This window comes from Paraburkholderia sp. 22098 (genome assembly GCF_052045935.1).
Classification (GTDB): domain Bacteria; phylum Pseudomonadota; class Gammaproteobacteria; order Burkholderiales; family Burkholderiaceae; genus Paraburkholderia; species Paraburkholderia caledonica.
The window spans coordinates 220,797-237,261 of record NZ_JBQEPV010000001.1 but is presented as its reverse complement, the minus strand read 5'-3'; the positions used below and the strand labels follow the sequence as shown (position 1 = coordinate 237,261).

The 16,465-nt window shown below is 63.9% G+C and carries 19 protein-coding genes; 15 read left to right on the top strand and 4 right to left on the bottom strand.

Annotated features, from left to right (window positions below; translation table 11 throughout):
- Positions 1–84 precede the first annotated feature (84 nt).
- The 3 genes from ACTJLB_RS01125 to rfaE2 all read left to right on the top strand — a co-directional run bounded on the left by ACTJLB_RS01125 (position 85) and on the right by rfaE2 (position 3,138).
- Positions 85–963, top strand: a complete 879-nt coding sequence (locus ACTJLB_RS01125) for a PhaM family polyhydroxyalkanoate granule multifunctional regulatory protein (RefSeq protein WP_440782206.1) — start codon at positions 85–87, stop codon at positions 961–963.
- Between the two features lie 587 nt (positions 964–1,550).
- Positions 1,551–2,423 carry a ferritin gene (locus ACTJLB_RS01120; protein ID WP_027780097.1) on the top strand — a complete coding sequence of 291 codons (873 nt, stop codon included), beginning with the start codon at positions 1,551–1,553 and terminating at the stop codon, positions 2,421–2,423.
- Positions 2,424–2,655: 232 nt separating this feature from the next.
- The gene (gene rfaE2 / locus ACTJLB_RS01115; RefSeq protein ID WP_440782205.1) at positions 2,656–3,138 is read left to right on the top strand and encodes a D-glycero-beta-D-manno-heptose 1-phosphate adenylyltransferase; all 483 of its coding nucleotides are present in this window, start codon (positions 2,656–2,658) and stop codon (positions 3,136–3,138) included.
- A gap of 122 nt (positions 3,139–3,260) precedes the next feature.
- On the opposite strand, the gene ACTJLB_RS01110 is transcribed toward rfaE2, so the two are convergent.
- The 3 genes from ACTJLB_RS01110 to ACTJLB_RS01100 all read right to left on the bottom strand — a co-directional run bounded on the left by ACTJLB_RS01110 (position 3,261) and on the right by ACTJLB_RS01100 (position 5,333).
- Positions 3,261–3,500, bottom strand: coding sequence for a hypothetical protein (locus tag ACTJLB_RS01110; protein WP_020067099.1), 240 nt, complete (start codon positions 3,498–3,500; stop codon positions 3,261–3,263).
- Positions 3,501–3,579: 79 nt separating this feature from the next.
- The gene (locus tag ACTJLB_RS01105) at positions 3,580–4,422 is read right to left on the bottom strand and encodes a type III pantothenate kinase (RefSeq protein WP_440782203.1); all 843 of its coding nucleotides are present in this window, start codon (positions 4,420–4,422) and stop codon (positions 3,580–3,582) included.
- On the bottom strand, positions 4,419–5,333 hold the full coding sequence (locus ACTJLB_RS01100) for a biotin--[acetyl-CoA-carboxylase] ligase (RefSeq protein WP_408484496.1): 915 nt from the start codon (positions 5,331–5,333) through the stop codon (positions 4,419–4,421). Before ACTJLB_RS01100 ends, ACTJLB_RS01105 begins: the two co-directional genes overlap by 4 nt.
- 119 nt (positions 5,334–5,452) lie before the next feature.
- On the opposite strand from ACTJLB_RS01100, the gene ACTJLB_RS01095 reads away from it, so the two are divergent.
- From ACTJLB_RS01095 to ACTJLB_RS01050, 10 genes are all read left to right on the top strand, one after another.
- A complete protein-coding gene (locus ACTJLB_RS01095) occupies positions 5,453–6,586 on the top strand; it encodes an MlaE family ABC transporter permease (RefSeq protein ID WP_020067096.1) in 1,134 nt (377 codons plus the stop codon).
- On the top strand, positions 6,583–7,461 hold the full coding sequence (locus tag ACTJLB_RS01090; protein WP_088173211.1) for an ABC transporter ATP-binding protein: 879 nt from the start codon (positions 6,583–6,585) through the stop codon (positions 7,459–7,461). Before ACTJLB_RS01095 ends, ACTJLB_RS01090 begins: the two co-directional genes overlap by 4 nt.
- A 25-nt stretch (positions 7,462–7,486) precedes the next feature.
- Positions 7,487–8,449 carry an MlaD family protein gene (locus ACTJLB_RS01085; RefSeq protein WP_020067094.1) on the top strand — a complete coding sequence of 321 codons (963 nt, stop codon included), beginning with the start codon at positions 7,487–7,489 and terminating at the stop codon, positions 8,447–8,449.
- A 30-nt stretch (positions 8,450–8,479) separates the two neighbouring features.
- Positions 8,480–9,121 (top strand): ABC-type transport auxiliary lipoprotein family protein, encoded by a 642-nt coding sequence (locus tag ACTJLB_RS01080; RefSeq protein WP_020067093.1) that lies wholly within the window; start codon positions 8,480–8,482, stop codon positions 9,119–9,121.
- Between the two features lie 31 nt (positions 9,122–9,152).
- Positions 9,153–10,316 (top strand): VanZ family protein, encoded by a 1,164-nt coding sequence (locus ACTJLB_RS01075; RefSeq protein ID WP_408198068.1) that lies wholly within the window; start codon positions 9,153–9,155, stop codon positions 10,314–10,316.
- A 183-nt stretch (positions 10,317–10,499) separates the two neighbouring features.
- Positions 10,500–10,823, top strand: coding sequence for a (2Fe-2S) ferredoxin domain-containing protein (locus ACTJLB_RS01070; protein WP_027804480.1), 324 nt, complete (start codon positions 10,500–10,502; stop codon positions 10,821–10,823).
- Positions 10,824–10,831: 8 nt separating this feature from the next.
- Complete coding sequence (locus ACTJLB_RS01065; protein WP_020067090.1) at positions 10,832–11,476, top strand: alpha/beta hydrolase; 645 nt, start codon at positions 10,832–10,834, stop codon at positions 11,474–11,476.
- A gap of 334 nt (positions 11,477–11,810) precedes the next feature.
- Positions 11,811–13,040 carry a D-alanyl-D-alanine carboxypeptidase family protein gene (locus tag ACTJLB_RS01060; RefSeq protein ID WP_440782201.1) on the top strand — a complete coding sequence of 410 codons (1,230 nt, stop codon included), beginning with the start codon at positions 11,811–11,813 and terminating at the stop codon, positions 13,038–13,040.
- 12 nt (positions 13,041–13,052) lie between these two features.
- Positions 13,053–14,003: a D-amino acid aminotransferase gene (locus ACTJLB_RS01055; RefSeq protein ID WP_440782199.1), complete on the top strand. Its 951-nt coding sequence runs from the start codon at positions 13,053–13,055 to the stop codon at positions 14,001–14,003.
- Positions 13,975–14,244: an HP0495 family protein gene (locus ACTJLB_RS01050; RefSeq protein WP_020067087.1), complete on the top strand. Its 270-nt coding sequence runs from the start codon at positions 13,975–13,977 to the stop codon at positions 14,242–14,244. The genes ACTJLB_RS01055 and ACTJLB_RS01050 overlap by 29 nt, the downstream gene beginning before the upstream one ends.
- Before the next feature lie 9 nt (positions 14,245–14,253).
- Here ACTJLB_RS01050 and ACTJLB_RS01045 read toward each other — a convergent pair whose 3' ends face one another.
- Positions 14,254–15,231: a transcriptional regulator GcvA gene (locus ACTJLB_RS01045; RefSeq protein ID WP_020067086.1), complete on the bottom strand. Its 978-nt coding sequence runs from the start codon at positions 15,229–15,231 to the stop codon at positions 14,254–14,256.
- A 98-nt stretch (positions 15,232–15,329) separates the two neighbouring features.
- Here ACTJLB_RS01045 and ACTJLB_RS01040 point away from each other — a divergent pair, with 98 nt between their 5' ends.
- Together ACTJLB_RS01040 and lipB are read left to right on the top strand one after the other, a co-directional pair.
- Complete coding sequence (locus tag ACTJLB_RS01040) at positions 15,330–15,656, top strand: DUF2917 domain-containing protein (RefSeq protein ID WP_020067085.1); 327 nt, start codon at positions 15,330–15,332, stop codon at positions 15,654–15,656.
- Between the two features lie 73 nt (positions 15,657–15,729).
- Positions 15,730–16,455: a lipoyl(octanoyl) transferase LipB gene (gene lipB, locus ACTJLB_RS01035; RefSeq protein WP_440782197.1), complete on the top strand. Its 726-nt coding sequence runs from the start codon at positions 15,730–15,732 to the stop codon at positions 16,453–16,455.
- Positions 16,456–16,465: the final 10 nt, after the last annotated feature.

The window sequence follows — 16,465 nt, the reverse complement described above, 5'->3', positions numbered from 1 at the left end:
GATCGGCTTCAGGCGCGCTCGATGCGCGCTCTGGTTCGCGTTTTTCTTTCCGCGCTTTTTTGTTAATGCAGCGAGGCGACAAGCATGACTGACACATCTGGTTCAACGCCGCCGTTCCCTGGCTTCCCCGGTTTTCCGCCCGCCGAAATGCTCGAACGCATGTGGGGCATGATGCGCATGTCGCCGTTCGGCTCCGCGTTCTCCGGCGCACCATCGGGCGCGGGCATGGGTCCGTCGCTGTCGATGATGTCCGACATGATGGCGCCGCTTACCAACGTCGAAGAACTCGATAAGCGCATCACCGACATGCGCGCGGTTGAGCAATGGCTCAAGCTGAACCTGAGCATGTTGCAATCCGCGATTCAGGCGCTCGAGGTGCAGCGCGCGACGCTTGCTACGCTGCGTGCATTCGGCGCGTTTGCACAGCAATCGATGAGTCAGCCGGCGGCGGCAGCGTCGCCAGCGCCGGCCCCCGCGCCGAGCCCGTCGCCGAGTCCGTCGCCAACGAGTGGCTGGCCTCACCCGGAGCCGGCGGCTTCGGCTGAAAACTCGGCTACCGCTGAAGCGTCGGGCGACGAGGAGGGCACACCTGCCACTCCGCCATTCGACGCATCGGCATGGTGGAACCTGCTGCAATCTCAATTCAACCAGATCGCGCAATTCGCGATGACTCAGCCGACCGCGAGCGCCGCGGGAGCGGCCGAGAGTGGCGGCGCGCAAGGCGAGACTGACGAGGACGCTGCCGACGAGGCGAGCGAGGCAGTTGGCGGGGCGACCGATGTACCGCGACCATCGCCCGAGGACGAAGCCGCCGCAGCATCTGCAAGTTCGGCTGAAGGCGCTGGATCTGCTGACCAGTCTGCGGCGAAGCGGCCGACGGCGAAGCGCGCGCCGTCAACCACAAAGCGCGCAGCGGCCGGTACGGCCAGCAGCGGGTCGAAGCCGCCAAAGAAATCCCTGTGACAACGTGCAGCGGGAGGCGGGGGCTGCCGGGCCAATTGTCGGGGCAACTGGGCAGAAAAATCGCCGGCTGTCACCGTTTTGACCCCGTCGCAAGCCACACTCCGCCGATTGCACAGTCGTTGAGACAGGTCAACCAGGCATCGGAATTGCGTCCGCTATCGCGCGGGTTTGAGGAAGTCAGCGTGCTATCATTGGAAGGCATTTGTTTGGTTTTGGGCGTGCGCTGAAAACAACCAACCAGCCGCCCAGGCTCCATTCACCGCCGGCATCACCGGCGCAGGGCTGGGCGGTGCGGTTTTCATCGCAAACTGGCTCGACCTCAGGCATAGGGTATCCCTCACCCATGGTTGGCCGCGCAATGCGTGACCCGAGCGTGTAACTTTGCGTTAGCCGCTCCTCGCGCGAGCGCCCGGACTTCTTCGCTGCCCGTGCATCCAGGCGGTCGGTTACCGCGTAAAATTGAAGGCTTGGCCGGCGAACGGCGCGGCATTCGGGTACGGCACCCGGCGCGTTTCGTTCGTGGTCAGGAAAGTGCTACACGTAGTAGTGACAGACACACACAGTATGTGCAGAACAGGGGTGGGACTATGAACACCATGCTTTACCCGGAACTTTATAAATCGCTCGAATCCGTTCGATGGGACATGGAGAAAGACATTCCTTGGGACAAGTTCGATGCATCGCTATTGACCGACGAGCAGGCCGCGACGATCAAGATGAACGCGATCACCGAATGGTCGGCGCTGCCCGCCACGGAAATGTTTCTGCGTGACAACCATCACGACAGCGATTTCTCCGCGTTCATGAGCGTGTGGTTCTTCGAAGAACAGAAGCATTCGCTGGTGCTGATGGAATATCTGCGCCGCTTCAAGCCGGAAATGTGCCCCACCGAAGAAGAGCTGCACGCCGTGCGCTTCGAATTCGACCCGGCGCCGCCGCTTGAAACGCTGATGCTGCACTTCTGCGGCGAAATCCGCCTGAATCACTGGTACCGCCGCGCTGCCGAATGGCACACCGAGCCGGTCATCAAGCACATCTACGAAACCATCTCGCGCGACGAGGCGCGGCATGGCGGCGCTTACCTGCGCTACATGAAGAAAGCCATGGTGCAAACCGGCGACATCGCGCGAGCCGCTTTTGCAAAGATCGGTGTGCTGATGGCGTCGGCGCGTCGCACCGAAAAGCCGTTGCATCCCACGAATCTGCACGTCAATCAGGCATTGTTCCCGCGCGACACGATCCAGTCGCGCCTGCCCGATCCGGAATGGCTCGAACGCTGGCTCGACGAGCAGATCCGCTTCGACGACGGTTGGGAAAAGAAGGTTGTCGAGCGCATTCTGCATAACCTGTCGCTGCTGTTCGAGCGCACGTTCACTACCGCGCAGGAACTGAACCGTTATCGCAAGGAAGTGGTGACGCGGCTGCAGGCCGACCAGAAGTCGGCCGAACAGCCGGCTTGAATGGAGCCTCGTGAATCCGGGTTCGCGGGTCGCGCATGATGCGAAGCTAGCGCCGCGCTCCGGTTCGGCGCTTTAAAACGGTCCGGCAGGCGCGAGCTTGCCGGACCGTTTTGTTTAATTTGCGCCTGATTTCGATGCTCGCCCTTATGCTTGACCAGTCTGCGTGAGCGTTATGCTCCACGTTGCATACGCCGTATCGCGACGGCAAATCTCTGTATCTTCCATATCCCAAATGGCCGCTATTTTCGAACGCAAGATTTTGACTCGCGACGCGCTGGTCGCGCTGCGCCCTTCGCTGAACGAGCCGGTCGTATTTACAAACGGCGTGTTCGACATCCTGCATCGCGGGCATGTGACCTATCTCGCGGATGCCAAAGCGCAGGGCGCTTGCCTGATCGTCGGCGTGAACAGCGACGCGTCGGTCCGTATGCTCGGCAAGGGCGATGACCGGCCGATCAACAACGAAGCCGACCGCATGGCTTTGCTCGCGGCGCTGGAGAGCGTCGACTACGTGGTTTGCTTCGGGGAAAAGACGCCTGTCGAATTGATCTCGGCGCTACGTCCGGATGTGCTCGTCAAGGGCGGCGACTACGACATGGACACGTTGCCGGAGTCGGCCATCGTGCGCGGCTGGGGCGGCAAGGCCTTGGCAATTCCGTTCGAGCATGACCGCTCGACGACGGCGCTGCTCAAGAAGGTTCGTACGCAAGGCTAAGCACAAGCGGGCGAGCACGGCGCAAAGTCTGTATGGCCTAGGCTCGCGCTTGCACAGTTAGATGCGCCCCCCGACGCGCCGCTGCAATATCCGGCTCCAACTCTCAGCTTCAATTTTTCGCTTTATTGCGGCAACGCCGACGCCGCAATCGGCGCGACCGGTGCCGCCGCGCCGACAACAGCCTGATCAGCGGCGTCCGTGGCGGTGACCGGGCGCACCTTCAACCAGTCCGGATGGACTTCACGGCTCAGGTGATTGGGTTCGCGCCCGCTCGCGGTGGGCGTCGGGCCGAACACGCCGCGCACTGCGACGAATGCCAGAAGGTTGGCCAGGAACAGTATGGCGATCAGCCAGCGCAGCATCGTTATATTTTCCCTTCCAGAAGTTGACCCGCCGATGTGGTTCAGATGCGAAGCTCAGCCATCACATCCGGACGGTGTTCTACACGCCGTGTTCCGAAGCGCGCTCGGAAGCTATCAGTGCAAGCCCAGACAAAACCAGTGAATCGTGGCGAGTATGCGGTACTTTCAGTGCGCTCGCCACTTCGTCTGCAGCGCCGCCGCCGACCACGAGGCGCACCGGCACCTGCCATTCGTCCGTCAGGTCGCGCCATGTCCGCTCGACGAGTCCCGCTTGTGCCAGCGTGCAACCGGCAGATAGCGAACGCGGCGTATCCGTCGCGAAGAACGGGCCGCGTCGGGTTGCGTCCTGCTTATCAGCGGAACTCGCCAGAAGGCCGCGCGCGGCGTTAGCGTCGAGCGTCGGCAATTGAGCCGTGTGCTCGCCGAGCGAGCGCATCATCAATGTCCAGCCTGGCGCGATGAGTCCGCCCACGAAGCGGCCGTCCGCGCGCAACGCCTCAAGCGTGGTCGCGGTTCCGAAGGTCGCAATGAGCAGATGCTCGCCAGGAAATGCCGCGTGCGCGCCGATCATGCCGGCCCAGCGGTCGCTGCCGAGCGCGTGCGGCGTCGTGTATGCGTTGGTTACGCCGCATTGCTGCTCGCGTGCGCGAATCGTGGTGAGCGGCAGATGCGGCCATTGCGCGTCGACCAACGCAGCGATTCGCTCACCAGCGGCATCGCCCGCGACGTTCGATAACCATGCGCCGCGAGGCGCCGGCAAGTTCGCCCACTGAGTCGCCCCTTCAGTAGCCCATTGAGCCTGATCAACGCCGCCATGTGCAAGCGCGCCACCGGCGATCTGCGTGCCGTCAGCCTCGACCATCGCCCATTTGACGCGGCTATTGCCCGCGTCGATCAAAAGATGACGCGCGCCGCTCGTCATGCAGCACCGTCGGCGAGACGCAGCGACACGTCGCCGGTCGCGATGCTCTGCCGGCCCGCGTCGGTATCGAGCAACAACTGGCCGCGCTCGTCGACGCCCGCAGCGACGCCGCGCGTAACTTCCGCGCCCTGTTCGAGCAGCACGACCTCGCGGCCGGCGTACGCATGCATTGCGTTCCAGCGCGCCTGAAACGGCGCGAATCCTTCCGCGCCAAAGCGCTGCAAGGCGGGCTCCAATGCATTGAGTTCGGCGGCGAGCGTATCGGTGAGGTTCGCGTTGGGCAGCGCGCGCTGCAGCGCGGTCGGTGCCGTGCCGCGCACCTGCGGCTGCGACCCGGCGTTGAGCGCGCCGATTTTCGCGGCGAGTTCGTCGGCGCCCTTCACGTTGGTGCCGATGCCGATCACGACGGCGCTCGCGTCCTCCGTACTCCAGGCGGTCTCGATCAGGATGCCGGCGAGCTTGTCGCCTTCGAGCAGTATGTCGTTCGGCCACTTCAGCGCAATCTGGCCGGGGCCGGCGACAGGCAACGAGCGCAGTCCGTCGACGAGCGCCACGCCCACCGCGAGGCTCAATCCCGCCAGTCCTTCTAGCGGACGCGGCAGCACGCAGGCGACCGAAAACAGCAGCGCATTACCCGGCTCCGCGTACCACGGACGCCCGCGGCGGCCGCGTCCGGCGGTCTGCAGGTAAGCCACCCGCACGATCGGCCGCGGCAGCGCGCCCGCCTTGCGCGGCAGCGCCTTCACGCGGGACATGAGGTCGGCGTTGGTCGAGCCGGTTTCCTCGACGATTTCGATCGGCCAGTCATGCGCATGCGCGCCGAAAAGAGCGACGGCGCGTTCACGGTCGATACGCCAGTCGGCTGCGTTCGCGGCAGCGGCCGGTCCTTTGGGAGGAGTGGAAGCGTTCATGTCCCATATTGTAGCGACAGCCTGTAGCGACAGCGAACCGCCTGGGCCCGCCAGCGCGGTCGATCCGCTGCGCGTTCGTTACAATGGCCGCTACTCCGATAACCACATTGCAACGATCCTTGAACTACGACACTCCGCCCGGCCTTGAAGTCGCGGCTGGCAGCCAAGGCAAGATCGTCCGGCTCTCGGGCCAGTGGACGGCGCTCGCGCTCGCGCGCGACCGCGCCACCGGACATGTGATACCGCAACTGCGTTCGCTCGAAGGCGCCGAAGGCATCGGCCAGTGGGATCTATCGCGCATCGACCGGATGGACCACGTCGGCGGCCAGGCGCTGTGGCGCGTGTGGGGCCACAGAATGCCGCCCGACACCGAACTCACCGACACGCAGCGCGATATCTTCGAGCGCATTGCGTTGCTCGACACCGTGCGCGAGACGGCGGAGCCGGTCGTCAGATTCGATCCGTTCACGCGGCTCGGCCTCGGGCTGTTTTCGTTCTTCGAGCATTTATACGGCGGCGTGGCTATGCTGGGTCGCGTCGTGCTCGATCTGCTGGCGATCGCGCGCAAGCCCGCCCTCACGCCGTGGACTGAAATCTCAGCGAATATCTACAACGCCGGCACCAGGGCGCTGCCCATCACCGCGCTGGTCGCGTTTCTGATCGGCATCGTGCTGAGCTATCTGTCCGCGCAGCAACTGAGGCTCTTCGGCGCCAATCAGTACATCGTGAATATTCTCGGGCTCTCGGTGATCCGCGAACTCGGGCCGGTGCTCTCGGCGATTCTGGTGGCGGGCCGCTCCGGCTCGGCAATCACCGCACAGATCGGCGTGATGCGTGTGACCGAGGAACTCGACGCCATGCGCGTGATGGGCATTCCGCACGGTCTGCGGCTCATCCTGCCGCGCGTGGTGGCGCTCGGCGTGGCGATGCCGCTACTCGTGATGTGGACGAACATCATTGCGCTGAGCGGTGGGGCGCTCGCCGCGAAGATCGTCCTCGGCATCGACATGAGTTATTTCGCGCGCGCGTTGCCCGGCGTCGTGCCGGCCGCGAACCTGTGGATCGGTCTGGGCAAGGGCGTCGTCTTCGGAATGCTCATCGCGATCGTCGGCTGCCACTTCGGGTTCCGTATCAAAGCCAATTCGCAGAGTCTCGGCGAAGGCACGACCACTTCGGTGGTGACGTCCATCACGATCGTGATTCTCGCGGACGCCGTGTTCGCGATTCTGTTCCAGAACGTGGGGCTCGGATGATCGCACCGCTAACTCAGGCCGTACGCGGCCAGCCGATGCCTTCCATCGCCGAGCCGGTGATCGAAGTGATCGACGTCACGAAGCGCTATGGCCGCAACATAGTGCATCAGCATGTGAATCTGGACGTGAGGCGCGGCGAGATCGTGTCGATCGTCGGCGGGTCGGGTTCGGGAAAGACCACGCTCGTGCGGCAGATTCTCGGGTTGGAGCGGCCGACTTCGGGAACCATCAAGCTATTCGGCGAAGACCTCGCGACCATTTCGCCCGAAACCGCGCTGCTGATGCGCAGCCGCTCCGGCATGCTGTTTCAGCGGGGCGCGCTGTTTTCGTCGCTGTCGGTGTTCGACAACGTCGCACAGCCGGTGCGCGAACTCGGCAAGGTGCCCGAAGACCTGCTGCGCGACATCGTCATGCTGAAACTGGAGATGGTCGGGCTGCCGTGCAAGCACGCGTCCAAAATGCCGTCGGCGTTGTCCGGCGGCATGATCAAGCGCGTAGGCATTGCGCGCGCGATTGCGCTCGAACCCGAACTGCTGTTTCTGGACGAGCCGACCGCCGGGCTCGATCCGCAAGCGTCCGACGAGTTCGTCGAACTGATTTCGGCGCTGCATCGCGCGCTCGGCTTGACGGTCGTGATGGTCACGCACGATCTCGACACGATGGTCGCGCTTTCCACGCGCGTGGCCGTGCTGGCGGATCGCAAGGTGCTGGTCGCCGCGCCTGTGGAGGAAGCGGCCGGCGTCGATCATCCGTTCATCCGCGAATATTTTCTCGGCTTGCGCGGGCGCCGCGCCTTGCAGGCGTTGCCGCCCGAGCGCCGCGCAAAGCTGCCGCGCGCGGCGCTCGAGCCGGCATCGTCCGAATTGCCGCTGTGAATCAGGGAAACTAGGGAACCTGGCAATGGAAAACAAATCGCATGCGTTCTGGGCAGGACTCTTTACGGTCGTCCTGCTGGCCGCGATTGCAACGGCGGCTTTTTTGTTCAATGTCGACCGCGCGGTGCGTGTGCCGTACGATCTCATTGCGCGCACCAACGTAACGGGTCTTTTTACCGACGCGGCCGTGCGCTACAGAGGGCTGGACGTCGGCAAAGTGCAGTCGATCAAATTCGACCGCGATCATCCGGGCCAGATCCTGATCCGTATTCTCGTCGACACGCATGCGCCGATCACGCATTCCACGTTCGGCAGTCTCGGCTTTCAAGGCGTGACGGGCATTGCGTTCATTCAGCTCGACGACACGGGGCGCGATCCGTCGCCGCTCGCCTCGTCGGCGAAGCAGGTTGCACAGTTGCCGATGCGTCCGGGCTTGCTCGACCAATTGCAACAACGCGGCGACGTGTTGTTGAAGAAACTCGAAAAGGTCACGGACGACGTCGACAATCTGTTGTCGCAGGAAATGGTCGACCAGTTGCACGGCACGGCGGCCAGCATCCAGAAAGCCGCCGACGGCGTCGCCACGCTCACGCAGCAGATGGCGCCGGTGGCCGGCAAGCTGCCCGCCACCATCGACAAGCTGGATAGCACGCTCGTCTCGACGAACCAGTTGATCACGAGCCTGAATCGTGCGGACGGTCCGTTCGAGACCAATCTGAACAAGGTGGGCACCGCGGCTCAGCAAGCGGGCGACGCGCTCACCGCGATGAACGGCTCATTGCAGGATCTGTCGGCGCGGGTCGGTTACGACACGTTGCCGCGGGTCAACTCGCTTGCTGAAGACGTGCGCTCCGCCGCGCGCTCCGTGGACCGCGCCGCCGACACGTTCAGCACCAGCCCGCGCAGCGTGCTGTTCGGTGCGCCGGCGGCGGCGCCGGGGCCCGGCGAGGCCGGTTTTACGTGGCCTGCCGCGCGCGCCGCACAATGAATCTGAAGGTTTGAAGAAAGGAACATCGTCATGTCACGCTCCATTCACCGCTTGTTGTCCTCGCGTGCCGCGCGCACGGGCGCTGTTTGCGCGACGCTGCTTGCGCTCAGTCTGCTGGCGGCAGGCTGCTCCAGCACGCCGGCCGCGCTCGCGGACATTCGCTACGACTTCGGGCCGCCGAAGCCTGCAGCGTCTGCGGGCACGCAATCGGCGGTCAAGGTGCTCGACGTGAGCGCGCCGGAAATGCTCCAGTCCGACAAGCTCGTGTACCGGCTCGGCTATGCCGACGCGCAGCAGTTGGCCGCGTACGCGAACAGCCACTGGACGATGCCGCCTTCGCAGTTGCTCACGCAACGTCTGCGCGGCGCGCTCAGTTCTCGCGGCACGGTGCTGACGGGCGCCGACGGCGTCGCCGCGCCCGTGCTGAAGGTGGATCTCGGCGAGTTCGAACAGGTCTTCGACAGCCAGTCGCAAAGCCATGCAGCGGTGACCGCGCGCGCCACGCTGACGCAAAACGGCAAGGTGCTGGGTCAGCGAACCTTCATCTCCAGGGCGCCGTCGAGTACCGCCGACGCTGCAGGCGGCGCGCAAGCGCTCGCCACCGCCAGCGACGACCTCGTCGCGCAAATCGCCGCCTGGCTCGGCGTTCAGGCGCTGGTCGCCGCGCAATGACCGGCGCGCAGCGCACGCAACGGAGCGCTGCATGAGCGAAAGATCGTGGCTGCGCCGTCCGTCGGTGCTTTCGCGGCAAGCGCTGCTGCTGTACACCGTGCTGATCGTCTACGGTTCGTGGTATCCGTTTTCAGGTTGGCGCTCGCTCGGTCTCACGCCGTTCGCCTTCCTTTCCGATCCGATGCCGCAGTATCTGACGGCATTCGATGTCGTCACGAATGTGCTCGGCTATATGCCGTTTGGCGCGCTAATGGTGCTTGCGCTCTATCCGCGCTGGCGCGGGCCGCTCGCGGTCGCGTTGGCTTTCGTGCTCGGCGGCTTGCTGTCGGGCGTGATGGAAGCCGTGCAAACGTATTTGCCGACGCGGGTCGCGTCCAACCTCGACCTCGCGGCCAACGCGCTCGGCGCGCTGCTTGGCGCGGCGATCATGTCGCCGGCTACGGGCGCGCTGCTCGACCGCGGGTTGCTGCGACGCTTGCGGCTCATGTGGTTCCACCGCGAGAGTGCCGCGCTCGCGTGTCTTGTCGCGGCCTGGCCCTTTGCGACGATGTATCCGTCGCCGCGTCTCTTTGGGCTCGGTAACTGGCCGCGCGCGCTGTGGACGCGAGTCGATTCCACGACGCAAGATGCCCTGTTCGCGTGGACGCCGGCCGGCTGGCACGTCGGCGCATGGCCCGCGTGGGTCGCTGCCTGGCTGCCTGACGATGCCTGGGAAGCCCTCATCACCACGCTCAATCTGTTCGCCGCGCTTGCGCTCGCGTCGTTGACGATACGCCGTCATGCGCCGCGCGTGCGGCTGTTGCTGCTATTTATCGTCGTGGCTCTTGGAGTGAAGGCGGGCGCTACGTTCTTGCAGTCGCAATCGGGCCTCGCCTTCGACTGGGCGACGCCCGGCGGGCTCGCGGGCATCGGCTGCGGCGCGGCGCTCGGGCTCCTGGCGCTGCGTCTGCGGCGCAGATCGCGCACCGCGCTGGCGGCGGGCGCACTCGTCGTGACGCTCGTGTTCGTCAACCTGTTGCCGGTGAATCCTTATTTCGATGTCGTGCTGGCCGACTGGCGGCAAGGACGTTATCTCCACTTCAATGGCCTCGCGCGCTGGCTCGCGTGGGTGTGGCCGTACGCGGCGCTCGTGTGGCTAGCGTTCGTCGTCGAACGCGTTTGGCTCAGGCGGCGCACGAGGCTTGAGTCGAAGTAGGCACTCCTGCAGCGTCAGCGATGCTGGCCTCTTGCTCGCTATAATCGTTCGCAAGCGGTCCTTCGCAAGCGACCTCCGCAAGCGGTGCGGCCAACGGCTCCTCCGCAACAAAGCGCGCGCCGCTGCGCCCGACTGCCTTCTGCTGCACTATTGCTCTTCTGACAGCCTCGCTCTTCGTACAACATGGACTCCTTCTACAAGTACCACGTCTTCTTCTGCCTCAATCAGCGTGAACCGGGCGCAGAGCGCCCGAGTTGCGCGAACTGCAATGCGCAGGCAATGCAGGAATACGCGAAGAAGCGCGTGAAGAAACTCGGCCTCGCCGGCCCCGGCCAGGTGCGTATCAACAAGGCAGGTTGCCTCGACCGCTGCGAACTCGGCCCGGCGCTCGTCGTCTATCCGGAAGGCGTCTGGTACACGTATGTCGACGAGAGCGACATCGATGAAATCGTCGACTCGCATCTGGCGAACGGCAAGGTTGTCGAGCGTCTGAAGATCGATCAATAGGCGCCGCGATGAACGCACATACGAAGAAGTATCTGATCGACGGCCCGGTAGGCAAAATCGAGGTCGCGCTCGATCTGCCCGACGAGACGCGCGAAAACGGCGCGGCGCCGCGCGGCATTGCGCTCGTCGCGCATCCGCATCCGCTCTTTGGCGGCTCGATGGACAACAAGGTCGCGCAGACGCTCGCACGCACGCTCGTCCAGTTGAACTACGTAACGTATCGTTCGAATTTTCGCGGTGTCGGGCAAACGCAAGGTGAGCATGACGCGGGCATCGGCGAGCGCGACGATCTGCGTGCGGTGCTCGACCACATGCGCGCGCAACCGGGGCACGCCGATCTGCCATTGGTGCTGGCAGGCTTCTCGTTCGGCACTTTCGTAATGTCGCATGTGGCCGCAAAGCTGCGCGACGAAGGCAAGGAGATCGAGCGGATGGTGTTCGTCGGCACCGCCGCGAGCCGCTGGGACGTGGCGCCCGTACCGGAAAATACGCTCGTGATTCACGGCGAGACTGACGAGACCGTTCCCATTCAATCCGTTTACGACTGGGCGCAGCCGCAGGAATTGCCCGTGGTGGTGATTCCGGGCGCAGAGCATTTCCTGCATCGCAAGCTGCATATCCTGAAGCGGATCATCGTCGACGCCTGGCGGTAAGTTGCCGCGCGGCGCGCGTTTTCCGGGGTACAGGTACGCGCAAACGCCTGGCTATTCACCAGTCATTGCGCGAAGTTCGGGGAATACCACGCGTATAATGGGCGCTCTTTTTTGGGCGCAGCACGGCCTGTCCGGCAGTTCGCGCGACGCGTAACTTCTTTTCACGCGCGCAGCGGTGCCGGCTACGAGTGTGCTGCGCGAACCGATCGCGTGGCCGGAAGTCCAATGGGCGCTCAAGCCGTTACGTTTAGTCGTCACGGCCAGTCGCTCGCCGACCGGCTCTTCCAAACTCTGCGCCCTGCGCGCGTTGAATATATCTGCACGAACCGACCCTATGCGTTTTTCCACCTCCGGCCGCACGTCTTTTCCCTCCGTTGCAAGTTTTGTTTCTCCCACGCTAAGCCGCGTATTGACGCTCGGCGTCGTGCTGCCCGCCACGCTGGCGGCCAGCACTGCGTTCGCGCAAGTGCCGCCGCCGGCGGTGAATGCGCGTTCGTGGGTGCTCGTGGACGCGACCAGCAATCAGGTTCTGGCTTCGGGCAATCCCGATGAGCGCGTGGAACCGGCATCGCTCACCAAGCTGATGACTGCGTATCTCGTCTTCGAAGCACTGCAAACGAAGAAGATCGCAATGGACCAGACGGTGACGCCGAGCGAAGCGGTGCGTCGCGTGCGCACCGACGAATCGCGCATGTTCGTGGAGGCAAACAAGCCCGTGACCGTGCACGATCTGGTGTACGGCATGATCGTGCAGTCGGGTAACGACGCCGCCATCGCGCTGGCCGAACTGGTGGGCGGCAGCGAAGCGCAGTTCGTCAACATGATGAACACCGAAGCACAGCGCCTCGGCATGAAAAACACGCATTTCGCCGATGTGAACGGCATGCCCGACGCGCAGCACTACACCACGGCTGGCGATCTCGCGGTGCTGTCGGCGCGTCTGATCCGCGACTTCCCTGACTACTACAACATCTTCTCGGTCAAAGAGTTCACGTACAACAAGATCAAGCAGCCGAACCGCAACCGTCTGCTGTGGATCGACCCGACCGTCGACGGTCTGAAGACCGGCCATACGCAAGCCGCCGGCTACTGCCTGATCGCGAGCGCGAAGCGCTCGCTGCCGGGCACGCAGGACGCCTCGCGCCGCCTCGTCTCGGTCATGATGGGCGAGACGAAGGAACACGACCGCGTGCAGGACAGCCTGAAGATGCTGAACTACGGCTACTCCGCGTACGACACGGTGCGCCTCTACAAGGCGAGCCAGGTGGTGGGCACGCCGCGCGTCTACAAGGGTGCGCAAGACTCGGTGCAGATCGGCGTGAAGAGCGATCAGTACATCACCGTGCCCAAGGGCATGGCCGACAAGGTGAAGCCGCAAATCGAGCAGATGGATCCGCTGATCGCGCCGATCGCGAACGGTCAGCAGGTCGGTACCGCGAAACTCGTCGCCGACGGCAAGGTGCTTGCACAGTTCCCGATCGTCGCCTTGCAGGCCGTGCCGCAAGCCGGCGTGGTGGGCCGCGTGTGGGATTCGCTGATGCTCATGTTCAACAAGAAAAAGTAAACACGGATCGCAATGACCGCTCTTCCTGATGTTTCGCTCGAGCCGATCGTTTATCTGAACGGCGAAGTGGTGCCTTTGTCCGAAGCGCGCGTGCCGGTGCTCGACCGCGGCTTTATTTTCGGCGACGGCATTTACGAAGTCGCGCCGCTATATGCGCACGCGGCCGGACGCACGGCTTTCCGCTTCGAACAGCATCTGGCGCGTCTGTCGCGTTCGCTCGAGAAGATCGGCATTGCCAATCCATTCGACAATGCAGGCTGGCGCGCGTTGATCGAGCGCGTGGTCGCGGCCAACGAAGCCGAGGCCGGTCTTGCCGCCAGTCAGGATGCGATCGCCTACATTCAGGTCACGCGCGGCGTCGCAAAGCGCGGCCATGCGTTTCCCGTGGGCGTCCAGCCAACGGTATTCGTCATGGTTACGCCGCTCCATCTGCCCAATGCTGCCCAACGCGCGGAAGGCGTGCGTTGCGTCAGCGCGGAAGATCGCCGCTGGCTCAATTGCGACATCAAGTCTGTGTCATTGCTCGGCAATGTGCTGATGGCGCAATACGCCGCGGAAAACGACGCGTTCGAGACGGTCCAGTTCCGCGATGGCGTGTTGACCGAAGGGTCGTCGTCGAATGTGTGGGTGGTGAAGGGCGGAGCATTGATCGCGCCGCCGCGCAGTCACAAGATTCTCGAAGGCATTCGTTACGGGCTGATCGAAGAGCTGTCGGCGGAATGCGGTATCCGCCTGGAAGTGCGTGAGATCGCCGAAGCCGAAGTGCGCGCAGCCGACGAGATCATCATCAGCTCGGCCACCAAAGAAGTGCTGCCTGTCACGCAGCTGGACGGCCAGCCGGTTGGCAGCGGCAAGCCGGGTGCGGTGTTTGCGGCGCTGTATGCAGCGTATCAGCAAGCCAAGGCAAAAGAGGCGCAGCAGCAAGGAGCAAAAAATGAATCCGGCGAACGAATCACTAATTGAGTATCCGTGCGATTTCCCGATCAAGATCATGGGCAAATCGCACCCCGAGTTCACCGAGACGATCGTCACGGTGGTCCGTCAGTTCGACAGCGAAGTCGACGCCTCGCGCGTCGAGACGCGTCCGTCCAGCGGCGGAAACTACACCGGGCTGACGGTGACGGTGCGCGCCACTAGCCGTGAACAACTCGACGATATTTATCGGGCGCTCACCGGGCATCCCATGGTCAAGGTCGTGCTTTAAGGCGTTCCACTACGGCGCGACGCGCAATGCGTCCGCCGCGTCCGCTTTCCGGCCCGCGCTTGCGGCCGAGCCGGCCTCGCAGGCCCGGTCGAACAACAGCTTGAACCGTCCCACCTCCGCAAAGACCCAGTCCCTGAACGCCTTCACCCGCGCTGTTTCCAGCATTTGCGGCGGGCAGATGAAGTAGTACTGCCACGGACTCGGCCCGTCCACATCGAACAACCGCACGAGTCGGCCGGCCGCAATCTCATGCATGGCGAGCGAGCGGCGCGTGAGCGCAATTCCTTGACCGTCGATTGCCGCCTGCAACAGGTTCGACGAATCCTGATACAGCACGCCGCGCTTTGGCTCCGGCCATTCGGTAAGTCCCGCGGCGTCGAACCATGGCCGCCATAATTCGTCGTCGGAACGGAGCAGAGGAAGCTTCGCCAACTCGGCGGGCGTTTTCGGCAGGTTGCCACCGTTGAAATTCGGCGCGCATGCCGGGAAGAAAATTTCCTCGAGCAACAGTTCGGAGTAAAGCCCCGCATATTTTCCGTAGCCGAAACGGATTGCCACGTCGACGTCGTCGCGCGCGAAGTCTGTGAGCGCGTTTGTGGACAACAGTTCGAGGTCCCATTGCGGGTGGGCTTCGATAAAGCTGCCGACGCGCGGCGTGACCCACCGCGCCGCAAACGACGACAGCATGGACACCACGAGCCGCCGCTCGCGGTCACCGGCACGGAGTTCGCGCGTGGCGTCGGACAATGCGGTGAGCGCAGAGCGCACGTGGTTGGCGTAGCGCCTGCCCGTTTCTGTCAGCCGCACGCGCTTGCCGTCGCGGGCGAACAGCGACACGCCGAGTTCTGCCTCCAGGGCCCTGATCTGATGGCTGACAGCGCCGTGCGTGACGAAAAGTTCGTCGGCGGCGCGCGAAAAGCTCTCGTGACGGGCGGCAGCTTCGAAGGCTTTGATCGCATTCAACGGCGGCAGATGGCGCAGCTCCATCGTAATATTTCTCACATAGAGGTGAAAATTGATCGTTTTGCGTAACCCCTTGCTACGCCTACGATTGTAGCCATGAAACGACTTTTGGCGAGGGCATTATGCGAGAAGTTTCCTCTAGCATCGCGTATGAAATCCACGGTGGCGAAACGCTTCCCCTGAAGGTGGCCCGCAGCACGAAGCTGGTCGTGCGCGGCGGCGCGGTTTGGGTAACACGCAGCGACGACACCGAAGACTACTGGCTGCAACCCGGCCACACGCTGAGATTGCGACGCGGCGAACGGCTGTGGATCAGTGCGGAAGGCACACCGCGCGCGACGATCGCGTTTTCAGTGCCCACGCGCTGCGACGAGCGCGCCCTTAACTGGTTTGCGCGAGTCGTCGAACGTTGGGCGGCGCGGATGCGCGGCGGCTGGCGCACCGTTTGATGGCGGGTGCCCCGGCAGCGGGGCGCGGCGACTCCCGGCGGGAATCGCCGGATTTCGGTAAACTGCGTGGATCATGTCCGTCCCGCCGGTTTCTTCTTCCCCAATGCCCGCCGCGGCGCCGCTCGTGCTGCGCTGGCGCGGCAGCGAACTCTACGAAGCCAGTTTCGATGCGATGCGCGCGTTCACCGACGCGCGTACCGTCGACACTCCCGACGAAATCTGGCTAGTCGAACATCCACCCGTATTTACGCTTGGCCAGGCCGGCGATCCGGCACATCTGCTGGCCGCCGACAGCGCTATTCCTCTGGTGAGAGTCGATCGGGGCGGGCAGATCACGTATCACGGTCCGGGGCAGGTGGTTGCCTACCTGCTGCTCGATTTGAGGCGTCGCAAGCTGATGGTGCGCGAGATGGTCACGCGGATCGAGCAGGCCGTGATCGACACCCTTGCGGCGTATAATCTCGCCGGAGAACGCAAGGCGGGCGCGCCCGGTATCTACGTCGCGCCCGGGCCGCACGCCGGGTTGCATGCCGGCGCAAAGATCGCCGCGCTGGGCCTCAAAATCCGCAACGGCTGCAGCTATCACGGCATTAGCCTGAACGTGAAAATGGATTTACGGCCGTTTCTGGCCATTAACCCTTGCGGCTACGTGGGGCTCGAAACAGTCGATATGGCAACGCTAGGCGTTGTGGCCGGCTGGAACGACGTGGCCCACACCCTTGCAGCGTGCCTCACCGCAAACCTCGACGGCAATCCCGCGGCCGTCGCCCAACCGCAGGCCGGTGCGCTCACCGCCTGACTGGACCGAA

Bases quoted from the DNA above. Each gene is read 5' to 3' on its own strand.
- ACTJLB_RS01060 (WP_440782201.1), top strand. From the start codon at position 11,811: ATGCGTTTTTCCACCTCCGGCCGCACGTCTTTTCCCTCCGTTGCAAGT.
- ACTJLB_RS01075 (WP_408198068.1), top strand. From the start codon at position 9,153: ATGAGCGAAAGATCGTGGCTGCGCCGTCCGTCGGTGCTTTCGCGGCAA.
- ACTJLB_RS01085 (WP_020067094.1), top strand. From the start codon at position 7,487: ATGGAAAACAAATCGCATGCGTTCTGGGCAGGACTCTTTACGGTCGTC.
- lipB (WP_440782197.1), top strand. From the start codon at position 15,730: ATGTCCGTCCCGCCGGTTTCTTCTTCCCCAATGCCCGCCGCGGCGCCG.
- rfaE2 (WP_440782205.1), top strand. From the start codon at position 2,656: ATGGCCGCTATTTTCGAACGCAAGATTTTGACTCGCGACGCGCTGGTC.
- ACTJLB_RS01105 (WP_440782203.1), bottom strand. From the start codon at position 4,422: ATGACGAGCGGCGCGCGTCATCTTTTGATCGACGCGGGCAATAGCCGC.
- ACTJLB_RS01120 (WP_027780097.1), top strand. From the start codon at position 1,551: ATGAACACCATGCTTTACCCGGAACTTTATAAATCGCTCGAATCCGTT.
- ACTJLB_RS01050 (WP_020067087.1), top strand. From the start codon at position 13,975: ATGAATCCGGCGAACGAATCACTAATTGAGTATCCGTGCGATTTCCCG.
- ACTJLB_RS01070 (WP_027804480.1), top strand. From the start codon at position 10,500: ATGGACTCCTTCTACAAGTACCACGTCTTCTTCTGCCTCAATCAGCGT.
- ACTJLB_RS01040 (WP_020067085.1), top strand. From the start codon at position 15,330: ATGCGAGAAGTTTCCTCTAGCATCGCGTATGAAATCCACGGTGGCGAA.
- ACTJLB_RS01110 (WP_020067099.1), bottom strand. From the start codon at position 3,500: ATGCTGCGCTGGCTGATCGCCATACTGTTCCTGGCCAACCTTCTGGCA.
- ACTJLB_RS01065 (WP_020067090.1), top strand. From the start codon at position 10,832: ATGAACGCACATACGAAGAAGTATCTGATCGACGGCCCGGTAGGCAAA.
- ACTJLB_RS01055 (WP_440782199.1), top strand. From the start codon at position 13,053: ATGACCGCTCTTCCTGATGTTTCGCTCGAGCCGATCGTTTATCTGAAC.
- ACTJLB_RS01090 (WP_088173211.1), top strand. From the start codon at position 6,583: ATGATCGCACCGCTAACTCAGGCCGTACGCGGCCAGCCGATGCCTTCC.
- ACTJLB_RS01045 (WP_020067086.1), bottom strand. From the start codon at position 15,231: ATGGAGCTGCGCCATCTGCCGCCGTTGAATGCGATCAAAGCCTTCGAA.
- ACTJLB_RS01125 (WP_440782206.1), top strand. From the start codon at position 85: ATGACTGACACATCTGGTTCAACGCCGCCGTTCCCTGGCTTCCCCGGT.
- ACTJLB_RS01100 (WP_408484496.1), bottom strand. From the start codon at position 5,333: ATGAACGCTTCCACTCCTCCCAAAGGACCGGCCGCTGCCGCGAACGCA.
- ACTJLB_RS01080 (WP_020067093.1), top strand. From the start codon at position 8,480: ATGTCACGCTCCATTCACCGCTTGTTGTCCTCGCGTGCCGCGCGCACG.